The following is a 15072-nucleotide window of genomic DNA, read 5'->3' as shown; positions in this document are numbered from 1 at the left end:
GCAGGCGTGGTGCCGAGAACGCATTGCGTCTGCTCGACGCAACCGACCCCTTTTCACGAGCGAGGAAGGATCTGGACGGCATGGACAGGAAGCTGACGCTCGACGTGACGCCACTGCGGCAGTCGCCGGCATTCCGCCGGCTCTGGATCGGGCAAGCCGTTTCCGGTGTTGGCGGACAGATGACCGTTTTCGCCGTGGCGCTCCAGGTCTATCTGCTCACGAAGAGCACTCTGGCGGTCGGCGTCATCGGTTTGTGCACCGTGATTCCCATGCTGTCCATGGCGCTCGTCGGAGGCACGCTCGGCGACACGTACGACCGCAGGAAGATCGTCCTTTTCGCCGGTGGCGGCCAGGTGGCGGTGTCGTTGGCATTCGCCGTGCAGGCCATCGCCGGGAACGACCGGCTCTGGCTGCTGTATGTCCTCTGCATCGCCCAGTCGACCCTCGGCGCCGTCAGCGTCCCGGCCAAACGGACCTTCATGGCGCACCTGCTGCCCAAGGACCAGATCCCGGCAGGCGCCGCCCTCACCATGCTCACCATGCATTTCGCCGGGATCGCAGGTCCGATCCTCGCCGGTGCGGTCGCCGGGGTCTGGGGACTGCAGGTGTGTTACGCCGTGGACGCTCTCAGTTTCATCGCTGCGATCTACGTCGTCGCGAAGCTTCCGGCCATGCCGCCGCAAGGATTGATCGCCCGCCCCGGTGCCAAGGCGATCGTCGCCGCCCTGCGCTACATCCGTGTGAACGACGTCCTCAGGGGTGCGTTCCTCGCCGATCTAAGCCTGACGCTGCTCGCGACCCCGACCGCGCTGCTTCCGGCGATCAATGATCTGAATCTGGGTGGCAATGCCGAGACGCTCGGCATGCTGATGGCGGCGCCGGCCGTCGGAGGCGTCCTGGGATCGCTGTTCTCCGGGCGGGCCGGTGGGGCCGCCCGCAAGGGCCGGGGCATGCTGCTCGCGGCCGGCGCATGGGGAACCTGCATCGCGATCTTCGGGCTGGTCCAGGTTCCGGTACTCGCGATCGCGCTCCTGGTTGTCGCAGGTGTGGCGGACGTCATCAGCGTCGTCTTCCTCACGACGATCGTCCAGACCACGGTGGACGACAACTACCGGAGCAGGGTGAGCGCGGTCGAATTCGTCGTGGGCGCCGGAGGTCCACAGCTCGGCGGTATGCGCGCCGGCGCGCTCGGCGCGATCACCTCACCCGGCCTGTCGGCCGTCATCGGCGGCGCGACATCCGTTCTCGCGGCAGCGTTGCTGGCCGCTGCCTTGCCGAAGTTCGTTCGGTGGGAATCCGAGTCCTCGGACCGGGCGACCACCGAGGAACTCGCCAGGGAGCCATCTGAAATCAAGGTATATGCCGACTCGGAGAGGGATTGACATGACTTTGGAGATCTTTTCGCCGCAGCAGGCGGACATCGACGCCGACGTGTCGAGGGCGCCCCGGCCAGGCGCGTCTGCCGGCCCGATCGTCAATTCGTGGAACGAATGGGACCCGCTCGAGGAGATCCTCATCGGCCGCGCGGACGGAGCCTGCTTCGAACCGACCGAATCCGGGTACCGCCCCCAACTCCGGGGGACCCCCAGTGGTCAGCGCTTTCCCACCGGGCCGAAGTCGCCCGATGTGACAGCTCGCGCGAACGAGGAGCTCGAAGGGCTTGCCGAGCTCCTGCGCACGCTCGGGGTGACGGTTCGCCGTCCCGACGCCGCTGATTTCACGGCGGCCGTGAAGACGCCGTCCTTCGAGGTCGCGAACCAGTACTGCTCTGTCTGTCCTCGCGACGTCCTCATCACGGTGGGAAACCAGATCATCGAGGCCACGATGTCGCGGCGGGCCAGGTTCTTCGAGTACCTGCCGTACCGGAGCCTCGTCTACCGCTACTGGACCGCCGACGAGCGTGTGGTGTGGACCGCGGCGCCGAAGCCCTCCATGAGCGACACGATGTACCGTCCGGAATTCTGGGAGCTGACCCTGGCCGAGCGGCACGCGAGGATGCACGACTTCGAGTTCTGCGTCACGCAGGACGAAGTGCTCTTCGATGCGGCTGACATCACCAGGGCGGGCCGGGACATCTTCGTCCAGGAATCCATGACGACCAACCGGGCGGGTATCCGCTGGCTGCGAAGAGAACTCGAACCTCGCGGTTTCCGGGTCCATGTGCTGCATTTCCCGCTCGATCTCTTTCCCTCTCATATCGACTGCACATTCGTCCCGCTGCGACCAGGGCTGGTGCTCACGAACCCGGACCGGCCGCTCGAGGCCGATGAGCGGGAGTTCTTCGTCCGCAACGGATGGCGACTCGTCGATGCGCCGACGCCGGCGTATGGCAATGACGAGATGCCCCGCTACAGCCAGTCCTCCAAGTGGCTGTCGATGAACCTGCTGAGCGTCGCTCCGGACGTGGTCGTCTGCGAAGCGAGCGAGAAGAACCTGCACGAGCTGCTGCGCGGGCTGGGGTTCGAGGTCCTCACGGTCCCGTTCCGCAATGTCTACGAGTTCGGCGGCTCGCTGCACTGCGCGACCTGGGACGTCCGCCGGACCGGCGAGTGCCAGGAGTACTTCGCCGTTCCGGATCGCACTCCGCGGCACGCACCCGGCGCCGACCTGGGCGTCCGCATTCACCACGACCCGATCACCCACTCTTGACGGAGGAAAGACCATGCATGTTCTGCACATCGGCGCACATCCCAAGGCGATCCGCGGGCTCTACCGCGGCGGCCACGAGATCACGGTGCTGTACGAGGCGGCGGACGGGGACCGGATGTACCGCACCCCCGGGCTCAGGGAACTCGCGACGCGCGCCTGCGCGGTCGATTCCTACCGCCATGTGGAAGCGCTGTGGTCGGCTCTGCACCACCTCGGACCGATGCCGAAGGTGGACGCCGTACTGACGACCAACGAGTACGGCGTCGTCGGTTCCGCCATCCTCGGCAAGCAGCTCGACGCCATAGCCCTGGACCCCGCCGTCGCACTCGCCTGCCGGGACAAGGCCCTGCAGAAGACCAAGTGGCGCGAGGCAGACGTCCCGACGGCGAAGTTCGTGGTCCTGCCGGAGGCGGCGGCGCAGTCCGTCGACGCCGTGCGAACGCTGCTGGCCGCGGCCGGCCTCGAGTTCCCGGTCGTCGTCAAGCCCCCGGCCGCCGGTGGCGCGGAGTCGGTGTCCGTCGCAGAGACCGCCCACGACATCGTGCGGGTCGCGCGGCACGACCCTCAGCTGCGCAGGGTTCTCGTGGAGGAGTTCATCGACGGCCCGGAATGGCACTTCGACGGCATCATCCAGAACGGATCGATCGGCAGGTTGATGGTCTCCCGGTACGGCGAACCATTGCTGTGCACCAAGCAGGGCGAGCCGACCCGGTCGATGGGCCTGCCTCCCGCCAAGCATCGCGGCGCGTACGCCGCCGCGAACGAGTTCGCGACGCGCGCGCTCAAGGCGCTCGGCCTGGAGACCGGCGTCTTCCATTTCGAGGCGTTCGGCCACCCGGGCGAGTTCGTCGCCAACGAACTCGCCTGCCGACCCGGCGGCAGCGGGTTGTGGACGGTGGCTGAGAAGACGATCGGCCTCGACCTGTTCGCCGCCGCCACGCAGCTGTTCACCGGAGACGAGGTGGAAACGCTCACGGCGTCGCCGGACAAGGTCCACGGATGGGTTCACCTGCCGTCGGTGGCCGGGTTCCCGAACACCGTGCACGAGGCCGACATCAGGGCCATCCCGGGCGTCGACGACGTCGTTCTCGTTCCCCTGGGCGTGCCGATGCGGGACATGTCCGAGACCTCGTCTGCCGGGATCGGGTACGCGACCGTCGCCGCGGCGGACGAAGCCGAGTGCTGGCACGTCATGGCCGAGGCCGTGGCCCGGGTACGAGCGATCCACGACGAGCGCGGCCGCGCCGCACTCCAGGCCAGGAGCACGGTCGCCTCGGTCGGCGCGCCCCTCCGCCTCACGCACCGAGCACCGGCGATGGGCATGCGATGAGACTCTTGATTGCGAACGACATCGACGACACCCTCTTTCTCCGGCCGGACCCCCGAGCCTGGGCGCAACGCGTGTTCTGGTTCGCGGAGGAAGGCGATCTCGTCCTCGTCTCCGACACGCCGGATCCGGCCTTCGTCGAGCACGTCGGCAGGGTCAAAGGCACCGACATGTCCCGGGTGGACGTCCGTCTGTGTCCCGAGGGCCTGCACGGCAGGCGACGGATCGACTTCCTCGCGCTGTTCGACCGGCGGTTCCTCGACTCGATCGCCCGGGACGTCGCCTGCGTCACCGAGGTGTTCAGCCTGTTCCCGTCCGCCCAGTTGAGCGAGTTCGCATCACAGCTCGGCATCCGGGATTGCCTGCCGGGAGCCGACTTCATCGCCCAGGGCGGCGGTGAGCTGGCCAACAGCAAGGCGACGTTCCGAGCCCTGGCCGCAGGTAGCGGGGTGCGCATCGCGGCGGGGTCGGTGTGCCGCAGCCACCTCGAGGCGACTGCGGCGACCCAGTGGCTGCTGGACGCCGGCCACGACGTGATGGTGAAGATGGCGCACCACGGGGCCGGGTCCGGCAACGAGATGGTCCTGCGGCCAGGCAGGCACGCACCCCAGCACATCGGCGGCCGGACCGTGCACGAGCTGGACGGCCGGCAGGACGCCGTGTCGCGGTACTGGCGTGACCGGTGGGACTGGGCATCCGCGGACGGCAGGTACGCCGTCGTGGTCGAGCAGCTGCTCGATGCCACCGCCAGCTACTACGCCGAGTACGCCGTGACCGATGCAGGGGTCGAGCTGGGGGGCGTCGGCCGCCTGTCCTTCATCGACCGGAGGCTTGCCTTCGAGACCTTCCCGGCGCGCTCGCTGACCGAGTCACAACATCTGGAGCTGGTCTCCGGGGCCGAGACCCTTGCCCGTGCCTACCACGGCATCGGATACCGAGGGCAGCTCTGCGCCGACGCGGTGGCCACCGGGGACGGGCGGATCGCCTTCACCGAGGTCAACGCCCGGACGACGACATCCACTCACCTCTACGACATCATGGCGGGCCTGTCGCCCGACGAGATGACGATGCTCAGCCAGCGGCTCACCCCCGAGACCTGGAAGCCGATCTCCACTGCGGGCTTCCTGGAGACCGTGGCCGACGCCGGCCTCCTGTTCGACCGTGATCGACGGCGCGGCGTGCTCATGACGATGCCCGTCTCGCAGGCATCCGGGAAGGGCGGGTTCCTCTATGTGATCGTCTGCGGCGATCCGGAGGAGGAAGCGGCATACCAACGTGAGCTGGGGAGGTTGTTCGATGAGGAGTAGCCGTTCGTTGATGAGAAGTAGCCGTTCGCCGGGCGAGGTCGCCGCCACCCGGCTTCCGCGCATGATCACCGTGGGCGATGTGGAGACCCGGGAGCGGCACGAGGCGTTGGCTGCCGCGCTGCGGGACGTCGCGCGTCCGCGGATGCGCCAGATCCGCTCGACGCTCGGGGCGTGGAAGCCGTGCTCACCGGAGCTCGTCGACCTGGTGGAAGGCGACCTGCTCGCCTTCACGCAGCGAGATCCCGCAGCCCACGGCTCATGGCGTGAGGTCGTGGGTTCCTACCGATGCTTCCGGGCAGTGCTGAGCCATCGACTGGCACATTCGATCCTCGGCACGCCCCCGCGCTCCGATGCCGACGGCAGTCGCCTGCGGATACTCGCGCGCTCCATTGCCGAGCAGGCCACGGTGGAGACGGGGGTCGAAATCCACCCGGCGGCCGTGATCGGCAGGAGATTCGTGGTCGATCACGGCATGGGGACGGTCATCGGCGAGACAACGAGCCTGGGCGACGACTGCTACGTCCTGCAGGGTGTCGTCCTGGGATCGACGGGAATCGCGGACAATCCGCGAGGCCGGCGGCACCCGGCCATCGGCTCGCGAGTCGAGATCGGCGCGTTCGCACGTATTCTCGGCCCGGTCGAGATCGGCGACGATGTCGTGGTCGGATGCCATGCCCTCGTGCAGTGCGACATCCCGGCAGGCGCCCGGGTGAGCGTGTTGAACCAGTATCAGGAGATCCGGGGCGGAACCACCATCGGCGTCACCGCCATCGAAGTGATCGGCGAAGGCCTCCTCCTGGTGCGCGGCAGCGGTCTGGCTCATCCCGGCCTCCGCGTGGAGGGACTGTCCGGCCGCTACCGGAACGCCACACCGGTGGTGGTACTCGACCGCGGTAGCCGGCATCTGCTGCTCGGGCTGGACGCAACGGCCGGCAAGCCCCCTGCGCATGTCCGGCTGACCGTGCCCGACGGCACCAGTGCGTCGATCCTGGTACCCCGCGCCGCCGGTGTCCGGCGAACGCGCGACGGTGGAGCCGGCTCCACCGCGTCACAGGCCGGGTCGAGGTGATGGACATGGTCACGCCTGTGATCGCCTCGTCGGTGCTGGATCTCATCGGCCGGACGCCGCTGCTCGAACTCCGACGGCTGACCGCCGGCCTGGACCGGACCGTGTACCTGAAGCTGGAGATGCTGAACCCGGGCGGAAGCCACAAGGTACGGATCGCGCTCAACATGGTGCTGGCCGCCGAGCACGAGGGGTTCCTCGTTCGCGGCTCCGGGCAGACCATCCTCGAACCCACCGGTGGGAATACCGGCATCGGGCTCGCGATGGTCACCGCATTGCTCGGATACCGCCTGGTCCTCGTCATCCCGGACAACTACAGCCCAGCCAAGCAGCGGCTCCTTCGAGGGTTCGGTGCCGAGATCGTGCTGTCCGATCACCGGCTGGGCGGCAACTCGCACGGCGAGAAGGCGATGGAACTGCAGATCGAGCACCCGGACTGGATCCTGCTCAACCAGCAGGCCAACCCCGCGAACCCGGCCGTGCACGACCGGACCACCGCCATCGAGCTGTTGGAGGCATTCTCCGGCGAGCTGCCGGACGTGATGATCGCTGGGGTCGGGACCGGCGGGCATCTCACCGGAATCGGCCGGACTTTGCGCCGACACCGACCGGATCTGCGGATCGTCGCGGTCACGCCTCCAGGATGCTCCTTCACGGAGAACAGGTTCACCACGCACCGATTGCAAGGTCTGGCCGTCGGACTGGTGCCCGCCAATCTCGACGTCGCGCTCATCGACGAGGAGATCGTCGTCACCGAGGAAGAGGCCGCGACGATGATGCGGACGCTGATGCGGGTCGAAGGCCTTGCGGTCGGTTTGTCCTCCGCGGCGAACGTCGTTGCCGCACTCGCCTGTGCGCGGACCTGCCGCCCCGGCACACGGATTCTGACCTTCGCCTACGACTCTGCCCAGGACTATCTCGCCGAGCTCGCGGAGCGCGGCGAGACCACTCACCCGAGGAGCACATCATGACCGACATGCTCACCTTCAACGCGGAAGCGGCACGTAGGGTCGAGCGGACCTACCGCACACCGGATGTCGTCGCGCAGCGCCGCACGGTCCTCGACACCCTCGAGCTGCGGCCCGGCGAGCGGGTGCTCGACATCGGGTGCGGACCAGGTCTGCTGGCTGCGGAGATGGCCACGGCCGTCGGCGCACACGGTCACGTCATCGGTGTCGACGTGAGCGAAAGCATGCTGGCGCTGGCTCGATCCCGGGCTGTTGTGCCGGGCGGGGCCAAGGTCGACCTGCGACCCGCGGCGGCGGATCACTTGCCGTGCGCCGATGCGAGCGTCGACGTGGCAGTGTCGACGCAGGTCCTGGAATACGTAGTGGACGTGGCAGGCGCGCTCGCCGAGATCCACCGGGTACTCGTGCCGGGCGGGCGGGTCGCGGTGCTGGACACCGACTGGGACTCCCTCGTGTGGCACTGCACCGATCAGCCACGGATGACCCGGATGCTCGCCGCATGGGATCAGCATCTCGCTGATTCGCACCTCCCCCGCACCCTTCTCCCGGCGTTGCGCCGGGCCGGTTTCGAGACGTCCCCACCACTTGTCATACCGCTCCTCAACGTCGGCTACCGGCGCGACACGTACAGCGCCGGTCTGATCGACATCGTCGCCTCGTACGTCGTCGGGCGCAACGGACTGACCGATGACGAGGTCGCCGCCTGGTCGAACGACCTGCGTGGACTCGGCGACGACTATTTCTGCAGCCTGAATCGGTACCTCTTCACCGCCACGAAGCCTTCCTGAACCGGGGGTTCTGTCTCCGGTCGGGGCAACCGGCAACGGCTCGAAACGGGTTGGCTTCCGACAGGAAGGCAGGGATACCCGTACGCGCAGTGACGCGCTGGTGCGCTACCCACACATGGCGAATGCCCAAGCAAAAGGACCTGGCTCTCCAGATCGCCCACAACCGCGATGCGCGGGGACTCCAGGGCGTGATCTTCACCCGTGACGACCGTGCGGGGGAGGGCAAGCTGTCCTCGCGCCTGGGCCTGGTGACGGAGGCGGTGGAGGCGCCGGAGGGCATGGACCTGTACGCGTACCTGGTGGCTCAGCTCTCCAAGGGTGGCAAGGCGGACTACGTGATCGTGGACGAGGCGCAGTTCCTGGCCCCGGAGCAGATCGACCAGCTGGCCCGGATCGTGGACGACCTCGGGCTGGACGTGTTCGCCTTCGGCATCACGACGGACTTCCGCACGAAGCTGTTCCCCGGCTCGCAGCGCCTGATCGAGCTGGCGGACCGCCTGGAGCAGCTCCAGGTCGAGGCCCTGTGCTGGTGCGGGGCCCGCGCCACGCACAACGCCCGCACGGTGGGCGGGGAGATGGTCGTCGAGGGCGCCCAAGTGATCGTCGGTGACGTGAACCGCCCGGCGGAGGAGATCGGCTACGAGGTCCTGTGCCGCCGCCACCACCGCAAGCGGATGACCTCGGCCGCTGCCCACGCCGGCGCCCTCTCCCCGGACGTCCTCCCGGTCAACCACGCCTGACCGTCTTCTTCCATGCCGGCGGCCGAGTTACCGGAGACCGTGACTGTCGAGACGGTGGATGAGGCCGGGCCGGCTCCGGTAGGTGTCGCGCAGGAGCCCCAGACGCTGCTGGAAATCGACACCGTGTCCGGCGTGAGCGCAGGCATCGCGCAGGTCACGAAGGAGGGCGACAGCCGCGTCGTAGGCACTGGTCTTCTTGGAGGCGATGTGTGCTTCGGCCTGGTTCCAGATGACGTCCGCTTCGGCGGCGAGTGCGGTCAGGCGCGTGGCGCGGGCTCGCAACCGGTCGCGTTCGGCGTGCCCGTGGCGCTCGGCGCGGCGGGTGTGCGCCGCATCCAGCAGCCGGGCGGCGGTCCGGCGACCGGGTGCGGTCGCCGGGGCGGAAGTTTCCCGCAGACGGTGCACGAGTTCGCTGTGCAAGTGGGGTTCCGGGCCGAGGGCGAGGCGCACCAGTAGGGCGTCCTTCTCCTCGTCCGGGAGGGCGGAGACGAGTCGCGCGAGCTCCTTCCGTGTCAGACGGGCCGCGGGTTCCGGCGCCGCGGTGCTGCTCTGTGCGGCGACAGTGAGCAGGTCGCTGTCGACGCGCAGGAAGTCCGCGAGCGCGCTTTGCGGAGCCGTGAGTTCGCCCAGGCCGGCGGGGACGGGAGGCTCCAGGGAGGACTGGTACTCCTCTTCGTCGTCGTCCTCGGCTTCCCGGGCAGAGAGGGCGGAGAGCCACGCCAGATAGAGGGGCCGCATAACGCCGGTGGCGAGTTCCTCGCGTACGCCGATGACCGAGGCCAGGGAATCGTCGGCTCCCTCGACCCAGTCGCCGCCCTCGTCCTCGCTGGTCAGGTCGAGGAGAAGGTGGGTTCGGGTGGCCCAGGTTTCGACGTGGTGGCCGAGACCGTACGGTTGGACGCTGCGCAGGGCCAGGCGCTGTAGAGGCAGGCGAAGCTTCAGCCGGCGTGTGCCTCAGCTGGCGACGTACAGATGGGCGTCGAAGTACCGCTCCACCAGGGTTAGCGGATTCCCCCGCAGGTCACCCCAGTGGTATTCGTTGGTGAAGCTGGTGGCGGTGATCCTGGCACAGCTGGAGACGCTCCGCAGTGCTTCCCGCTGGTCGCCGCTCAGCGGCCGGTCGAGGGCCTGAAACTCGTAGTACTGGTACTCGCTCACCGGAAGCACCCTACTGCTGACGGCGGTGCGAGAGGGTAGGTTCGGCGAGGCGGCGAGGCGGCGAGGGCACGGAACGGAGCGGTTGTGGACGAGTCTCATGGAAAGACAGTGGGACAGGTGCGGGAGTTGGTCGGGTGGATCGGCGCCGGACGGAAATTGACGCAGACCGGCCGCATCACTCTCGCGGACGCCCGGACCTTGGTGGAGCTGCTGGGCACCGGCGACCAGATGGACCCGGTGATCGGTGACCGGAGGTTCAAGACGAAGTCCAGCGAGGAGCTGTACCACCTCAACCTGCTGGCGGAATGGGCCAAGGCCGCCCGACTGCTGAGGGTTGCCGGTGGCCGTCTGCTCCCGGTGAAGAAGAACGCCCGGCTGCTCGACCGGCCCGACGGCCTGTGGAACGCCCTCTTCGAAGCGGTACCGCGCATCGGGAGTGCCGTACTGGTCTCGGGGTGGCTTGAGTCGGTCTTCTCCCAGGAGTATGCCGCCGGCCTGCGGACGCTGCTGCATCGGCTGTACGCGGCTCGCGGCCCGGTCGCCGGCGACGCGCTGCGCAGAGCGGTGTGGCAGGCGGTGACCGCTCCCTACATTCTCGACGATGTGCCGCCCGAGCGGCTGCGGACCTGGCGCGGTAGCAACGACCGTGACGTGCGGCTGTTGCTCGAAGTCCTCGCGGCCCTCGGGGCCGTCCGAAGCGACGACGACACCGTGGAGCTGACCGGTCAGGGCAGGCGGGCCGTGGCCGTGATACGCGGCGAACCGCTCCCCGGAGAACCAGTGTTCCAGCTGCGCATCGATCTGGAGGACGTTGTCGAACCGGCGGTCTGGCGACGTGTGCTGGTGCCGGCCGCGGCCCGGCTCGACCAAGTGCATGCTGTGATCCAGGCTGTCATGGGCTGGGAGAACAGCCATATGCACGCCTTCACCGTGGACGGCGTCCAGTACGGCCGGGCCAACACCGAGCTCGATTTCGGGGACGAGCGGGGCGTCACCCTCGGCGCCCTGCTCAAGGAGGGCGGGAGCCTTGTGTACACGTACGACTTCGGTGACTCCTGGGACCACCGCGTCACGGTGGAGCACCGGATTGCAGCCGAGGCGGACCGGAGCTATCCCGTCTGCGTAGCCGGTTCCGGCGCCTGCCCTCCTGAGGACTGCGGAGGCGCCGGGGCCTATGAAGACCTCAAGCGGACTCTCGCCGATCCGACGCGGACGGAGCACGCCGACCTCGTGCGGTGGCTTGGCCTTGACTCCGGGGTGGGGTTCGACCCGGCCCGGTTCACCCCCGGCGAAGCCAATGACAGACTCCAGCAGATGTGACCCACCCGTCCCGGGCGCAACCCTCGGGCGGGCTCGGTGTGGGCGCGCGGCCCTCGTACTCTCGCGCCCGAGAGTCGGACGGTGCCGAAGGGCTGCGGGGAGCGGTCCCGGCTCAGCTGACATGGCGGATGCCCCAGTAAGAAGACGCTGGCGCTCCAGATCGGCCACAACCGGTCTGCGCGCGGACTCCAGGGCGTGATCTTCACGCGGGACGACCGGGCGGGCGAGGGCAAGCTCTCCTCCCGCCTCGGCCTGGTGACGGAGGCCGTCGAGGCGACCGTGGGGATGGACCTGTACGCGTACCTGGTGAACGAGCTGTCCAAGGGCGGCAAGGCCGACTACGTGATCGTGGACGAGGCGCAGTTCCTCGCCCCGGAGCAGATCGACCAGCCGGCCCGCATCGTGGACGACCTCGACATGGACGTGTTCGCCTTCGGCATCACCACGGACTTCCGCACGAAGCTCTTCCCCGGCTCCCAGCGCCTGATCGAACTCGCCGACCGCATAGAGCAGCTCCAGGTCGAGGCCCTGTGCTGGTGCGGTGCCCGTGCCACGCACAACGCCCGTACGGTGGGCGGCGAGATGGTCGTGGAGGGCGAACAGGTCGTCGTCGGCGACGTGAACCGCCCGGCGGAGGAGATCGGCTACGAGGTCCTCTGCCGCCGCCACCACCGCCGCCGCATGACCTCGGCCGCGGCCCACGCAGGCGCCCTCTCCCCGGACGTCCTCCCCGTCACCTCCGGCTGACCGCCTCCCGTCGCACCGGCGTCTCCCCGGGCTCAACTCCAGTGGGTCTGCCCGGGCGTCTGCTGTGCGGGCGCTTCCTGACCGTACGCGTGCGGCGTGGGGCGGGCGGCCCGCGGGAGATCCGAGTAGTAGCCGGCGTCCGGCGCGAGGGCCGCGGCGCGCCGGGCCTCCTCGGTCCAGCTCTGGGCGAGTTCCAGGCCCGGCGGTACGGGGGCCGGATGGTGCGGGGGCTCGGGGGCGTGGGCGGGCGGCGCGGATTCGGCCGCGCCGGCCGGGACCTGGAGGCTGCCGTAGCGCTCCATCCGCTGCCAGCGCAGACGTGAGCCGGCGATGGCGGTGAACACCGACTGGATGACGACGAGATACATGAGCTGGCGGTAGACGAACTGCTGGAAGGGCAGGCTCCAGAGCGGTCCGGGCCGTTCCCCGTCGAGGCGGAAGGCGTACAGACCCATCAGGGCCTGGAGGAGGAGGAACGCGGTCCACAGGCCGAGGATGCGCAGCGGATCCAGGAAGACCAGGCCGTAGACCGCGAAGACGTCCACGACGGGGGCCAGCAGCGGCAGCAGGACCTGGAAGGTGAGGAGGTAGACCAGGCCGCGGCGGCCGAGCTTGCCGGCCTGGCCGCGCTGGGTGAGCGCGCCGCGGTGCTTCCACATCGCCTGCAGGGTGCCGTAGCACCAGCGGTAGCGCTGCTTCCACAGGGCGCCGAGCGAGGCGGGCGCCTCCGTCCAGGCCTTGGCGCGCTCCTCGTAGACGACGCGCCAGCCGTCGCGGCACAGGGCCATGGTGAGGTCGGTGTCCTCGGCGAGGGTGGTGTCGCTGACCCCGCCGATGCGTAGCAGCGCTTCGCGGCGGAAGGCGCCGACGGCGCCGGGGACGGTCGGCATGCACTCGGCGAGGTCGAACAGGCGGCGGTCGAGGTTGAATCCGACGACGTACTCGATGTGCTGCCAGCGCCCCAGCAGGCCGCCCCGGTTGACGACCTTGGCATTGCCGGAGACCGCGCCGACGCGGCGGTTGGCGAAGGGCTGGACGATCATGCGGACGGCATCCGGTTCGAAGACGGTGTCGCCGTCGACCATCACGAGCAGGTTGCAGGAGGCGGCGGCGATGCCGGTGTTGAGCGCGGCCGGCTTCCCCGCGTTCTGCTGCCGGATGACCCGGACACCGGGCAGCTGGAGGGCTTCGACGAGGTCGGCGGTGCCGTCGGTGGAGCCGTCGTCGACCACGATGATCTCGACCGGGTGATCGGACGCCAGGAGGGAGCGGACGGCCGCCTCGATGCCGGCGCTCTCGTTGTAGGCGGGGACGATGACACTGACGGGTTCGGTCACCGGAGCCCCCCACGGCCTGCGGCGCATCCGTACGTGGCGCCGGGCGGCGACGAAAACGGCGACGGCACGCAGCAGGCTGATCGCGCCCGCTGCCCACAGCAGCCAGGAGATGGCTTCGATGATCCAGTCGCTGGTCCGGAGCGCGGTGATCAGGGCGAGGCCCTGCCAGTGCTCGGCGGTCCCCGCGGGCTGTACCGCCGTGGGGAGGGCGACAGCGTCGCCGACCGTGGAGAAGGTGAACCCGGCGGCCTTGAGGCGGGGCAGCAGCTGCTCCAGGGCGGCGACGGTCTGCGAGCGGTCGCCGCCCGCGTCGTGCATCAGCAGGACCTGTCCGCCGGCGCCCTTGGGGGTGGCGTTGGCGACGATCCGCTCGACGCCCGGCCGACGCCAGTCCTCGCTGTCCAGGGACGTGAGGACGGTGAGGTAGCCCTCCTGCCCGGCCTGTACGACGGCGTCCCAGTCGGCGTCGGTGAGCGCGCTGTTGCCGGAGGAGTACGGGGGCCGCAGCAGGGGGGTGGTGACACCGGTGGCGCCGGCGATGACGAGCTGTGATTCGCGGAGTTCCAGGGAGCGCCGCCAGGGGGAAGCGGTGCCCAGGTCGGTATGGGTGAAGCTGTGGAGTCCGATCTGGTGGCCGTCTTCGACGATCCGGCGGGCGAGCCCGGGGTTCTCGGCGACGCGGGTGCCGACGGTGAAGAACGTGGCGCGGACGTCGTTGCGGCGCAGGACGTCGAGGATCTTCGGTGTCCAGACGGGGTCGGGGCCGTCGTCGAAGGTCAGCGCGATCGTGCGGGCGGCCGGTCCGGCGGTGCGGCCCACCGCCCCCTCGACCACCGGGCCGCCGGAGGCTATCTGCGCCGGTACGGAAGCGGCCGAACCCCGGCCACGGGGAGCGCCGTCGGCGGTGGCGTCGAACATGTGCCGGGTGTAGCCCTGGAGCAGCAGCGCGGCCGAGAGGGTGAGCACGAGCGTGGTGAGCAGCAGCCAGTGCGTGCGCAGCGGAACAGTGCGCACGGTGCTGTGCCGGCCGCGGGACGGCGCCTGGCGGCGAAGGTTCTTGGACAACGAGGGTGCTTCCTGCCTGCTGCGTTCGGGGCTTACGGGTGGGAGGTGGGTTTTCCGCCGCCCTGGCCGGGTGCGGCGGTGGGGCGACCGCGCGCGGTGCTCGCCGCCGCCGGGGGAGCGCCGTTCCCCTGGGTGGCCGCGGGCGTCGGGGAGGTGACGGGGGCCCCGGTCGGGCTCGGCACGGCCGGACGGCCGGCCGCGGTGCCAGCCGGGGAAGGGGCGGCGGACCGGGTGGGGTTCACGCCCGCCGCCTTGCCGGAGGACGGCCTCGGGGCGGTCGGCGAGGCTTCGGACCTGGGGGCCTGCGGTGCCGGGGCCGGGGGGAGGAACGGCGAGCGGACCGTGGGGCCGCCCAGCAGGGTGCTGATGAGCAGAACGACGTAGGCGGCGGCCGGTATGACCAGCAGACGCCCTGCCCGGCGGACCCGGCGCTGCCTGCGTCCGGAGGCGTCGACGAAGACGGGGCTCGGCTCGGGAGCGTGCCGCCGAGGGGCCTGCGCCCGGCCCGGGTCGCCGTCCGTGACGCGGGGGATCGGCACGGTGTCCTCGCTCAGGGTGCCAAGTCGTCGCTGCATCGGTGGGGGGCCTCTAGGGGGTAGC

The 15072-nt window shown here is 69.6% G+C and carries 14 protein-coding genes; 10 read left to right on the top strand and 4 right to left on the bottom strand.

Annotated features, from left to right (window positions below):
• The first annotated feature begins 80 nt into the window (after positions 1 to 80).
• From J7E94_RS20080 to J7E94_RS20045, 8 genes are all read left to right on the top strand, one after another.
• Positions 81 to 1382 carry an MFS transporter gene (locus J7E94_RS20080; protein WP_215017309.1) on the top strand — a complete coding sequence of 434 codons (1302 nt, stop codon included), beginning with the start codon at positions 81 to 83 and terminating at the stop codon, positions 1380 to 1382.
• 1 nt (position 1383) lies between these two features.
• The gene (locus J7E94_RS20075; protein WP_215017307.1) at positions 1384 to 2649 is read left to right on the top strand and encodes a glycine amidinotransferase; all 1266 of its coding nucleotides are present in this window, start codon (positions 1384 to 1386) and stop codon (positions 2647 to 2649) included.
• 13 nt (positions 2650 to 2662) lie between these two features.
• A complete protein-coding gene (locus J7E94_RS20070; RefSeq protein WP_215017306.1) occupies positions 2663 to 3979 on the top strand; it encodes an acetyl-CoA carboxylase biotin carboxylase subunit family protein in 1317 nt (438 codons plus the stop codon).
• A complete protein-coding gene (locus tag J7E94_RS20065) occupies positions 3976 to 5283 on the top strand; it encodes a peptide ligase PGM1-related protein (RefSeq protein WP_215017304.1) in 1308 nt (435 codons plus the stop codon). The genes J7E94_RS20070 and J7E94_RS20065 overlap by 4 nt, the downstream gene beginning before the upstream one ends.
• A gap of 10 nt (positions 5284 to 5293) precedes the next feature.
• Positions 5294 to 6352, top strand: a complete 1059-nt coding sequence (locus J7E94_RS20060) for a serine O-acetyltransferase (RefSeq protein WP_215017302.1) — start codon at positions 5294 to 5296, stop codon at positions 6350 to 6352.
• 5 nt (positions 6353 to 6357) lie between these two features.
• Positions 6358 to 7320 (top strand): PLP-dependent cysteine synthase family protein, encoded by a 963-nt coding sequence (locus tag J7E94_RS20055; protein ID WP_215017300.1) that lies wholly within the window; start codon positions 6358 to 6360, stop codon positions 7318 to 7320.
• Positions 7317 to 8105 (top strand): methyltransferase domain-containing protein, encoded by a 789-nt coding sequence (locus tag J7E94_RS20050; protein WP_215017298.1) that lies wholly within the window; start codon positions 7317 to 7319, stop codon positions 8103 to 8105. Before J7E94_RS20055 ends, J7E94_RS20050 begins: the two co-directional genes overlap by 4 nt.
• Positions 8106 to 8227: 122 nt before the next feature.
• Positions 8228 to 8845 carry a thymidine kinase gene (locus J7E94_RS20045; protein WP_215017297.1) on the top strand — a complete coding sequence of 206 codons (618 nt, stop codon included), beginning with the start codon at positions 8228 to 8230 and terminating at the stop codon, positions 8843 to 8845.
• Between the two features lie 27 nt (positions 8846 to 8872).
• Here the strand turns inward: J7E94_RS20045 and J7E94_RS20040 are convergent, their stop codons facing one another.
• Positions 8873 to 9583 carry a hypothetical protein gene (locus J7E94_RS20040; RefSeq protein WP_215017295.1) on the bottom strand — a complete coding sequence of 237 codons (711 nt, stop codon included), beginning with the start codon at positions 9581 to 9583 and terminating at the stop codon, positions 8873 to 8875.
• 216 nt (positions 9584 to 9799) lie between these two features.
• Positions 9800 to 10003: a hypothetical protein gene (locus J7E94_RS20035; RefSeq protein ID WP_215017293.1), complete on the bottom strand. Its 204-nt coding sequence runs from the start codon at positions 10001 to 10003 to the stop codon at positions 9800 to 9802.
• 117 nt (positions 10004 to 10120) lie between these two features.
• Here J7E94_RS20035 and J7E94_RS20030 point away from each other — a divergent pair, with 117 nt between their 5' ends.
• Both J7E94_RS20030 and J7E94_RS20025 read left to right on the top strand, forming a co-directional pair.
• Positions 10121 to 11323 carry a plasmid pRiA4b ORF-3 family protein gene (locus J7E94_RS20030; RefSeq protein ID WP_308345364.1) on the top strand — a complete coding sequence of 401 codons (1203 nt, stop codon included), beginning with the start codon at positions 10121 to 10123 and terminating at the stop codon, positions 11321 to 11323.
• 147 nt (positions 11324 to 11470) lie between these two features.
• The gene (locus J7E94_RS20025; protein ID WP_215017333.1) at positions 11471 to 12070 is read left to right on the top strand and encodes a thymidine kinase; all 600 of its coding nucleotides are present in this window, start codon (positions 11471 to 11473) and stop codon (positions 12068 to 12070) included.
• Between the two features lie 32 nt (positions 12071 to 12102).
• Here J7E94_RS20025 and J7E94_RS20020 read toward each other — a convergent pair whose 3' ends face one another.
• Together J7E94_RS20020 and J7E94_RS20015 are read right to left on the bottom strand one after the other, a co-directional pair.
• On the bottom strand, positions 12103 to 14472 hold the full coding sequence (locus J7E94_RS20020; protein WP_251056935.1) for a bifunctional polysaccharide deacetylase/glycosyltransferase family 2 protein: 2370 nt from the start codon (positions 14470 to 14472) through the stop codon (positions 12103 to 12105).
• 32 nt (positions 14473 to 14504) lie between these two features.
• Entirely contained in the window at positions 14505 to 15047 is a 543-nt protein-coding gene (locus J7E94_RS20015) for a hypothetical protein (protein WP_215017289.1), read from the bottom strand.
• Positions 15048 to 15072: the final 25 nt, after the last annotated feature.

This window comes from Streptomyces sp. ISL-94 (assembly GCF_018614075.1).
Lineage (GTDB): Bacteria > Actinomycetota > Actinomycetes > Streptomycetales > Streptomycetaceae > Streptomyces.
Note: the sequence above shows the minus strand (reverse complement) of the source record. Positions and strands in the feature narration are given on the sequence as shown.

Coding starts and splice junctions, on each gene's coding strand:
- J7E94_RS20080 (WP_215017309.1), top strand. CDS start 81: ATGGACAGGAAGCTGACGCTCGACGTGACGCCACTGCGGCAGTCGCCG.
- J7E94_RS20075 (WP_215017307.1), top strand. CDS start 1,384: ATGACTTTGGAGATCTTTTCGCCGCAGCAGGCGGACATCGACGCCGAC.
- J7E94_RS20070 (WP_215017306.1), top strand. CDS start 2,663: ATGCATGTTCTGCACATCGGCGCACATCCCAAGGCGATCCGCGGGCTC.
- J7E94_RS20065 (WP_215017304.1), top strand. CDS start 3,976: ATGAGACTCTTGATTGCGAACGACATCGACGACACCCTCTTTCTCCGG.
- J7E94_RS20060 (WP_215017302.1), top strand. CDS start 5,294: ATGAGAAGTAGCCGTTCGCCGGGCGAGGTCGCCGCCACCCGGCTTCCG.
- J7E94_RS20055 (WP_215017300.1), top strand. CDS start 6,358: ATGGTCACGCCTGTGATCGCCTCGTCGGTGCTGGATCTCATCGGCCGG.
- J7E94_RS20050 (WP_215017298.1), top strand. CDS start 7,317: ATGACCGACATGCTCACCTTCAACGCGGAAGCGGCACGTAGGGTCGAG.
- J7E94_RS20045 (WP_215017297.1), top strand. CDS start 8,228: ATGCCCAAGCAAAAGGACCTGGCTCTCCAGATCGCCCACAACCGCGAT.
- J7E94_RS20040 (WP_215017295.1), bottom strand. CDS start 9,583: ATGCGGCCCCTCTATCTGGCGTGGCTCTCCGCCCTCTCTGCCCGGGAA.
- J7E94_RS20015 (WP_215017289.1), bottom strand. CDS start 15,047: ATGCAGCGACGACTTGGCACCCTGAGCGAGGACACCGTGCCGATCCCC.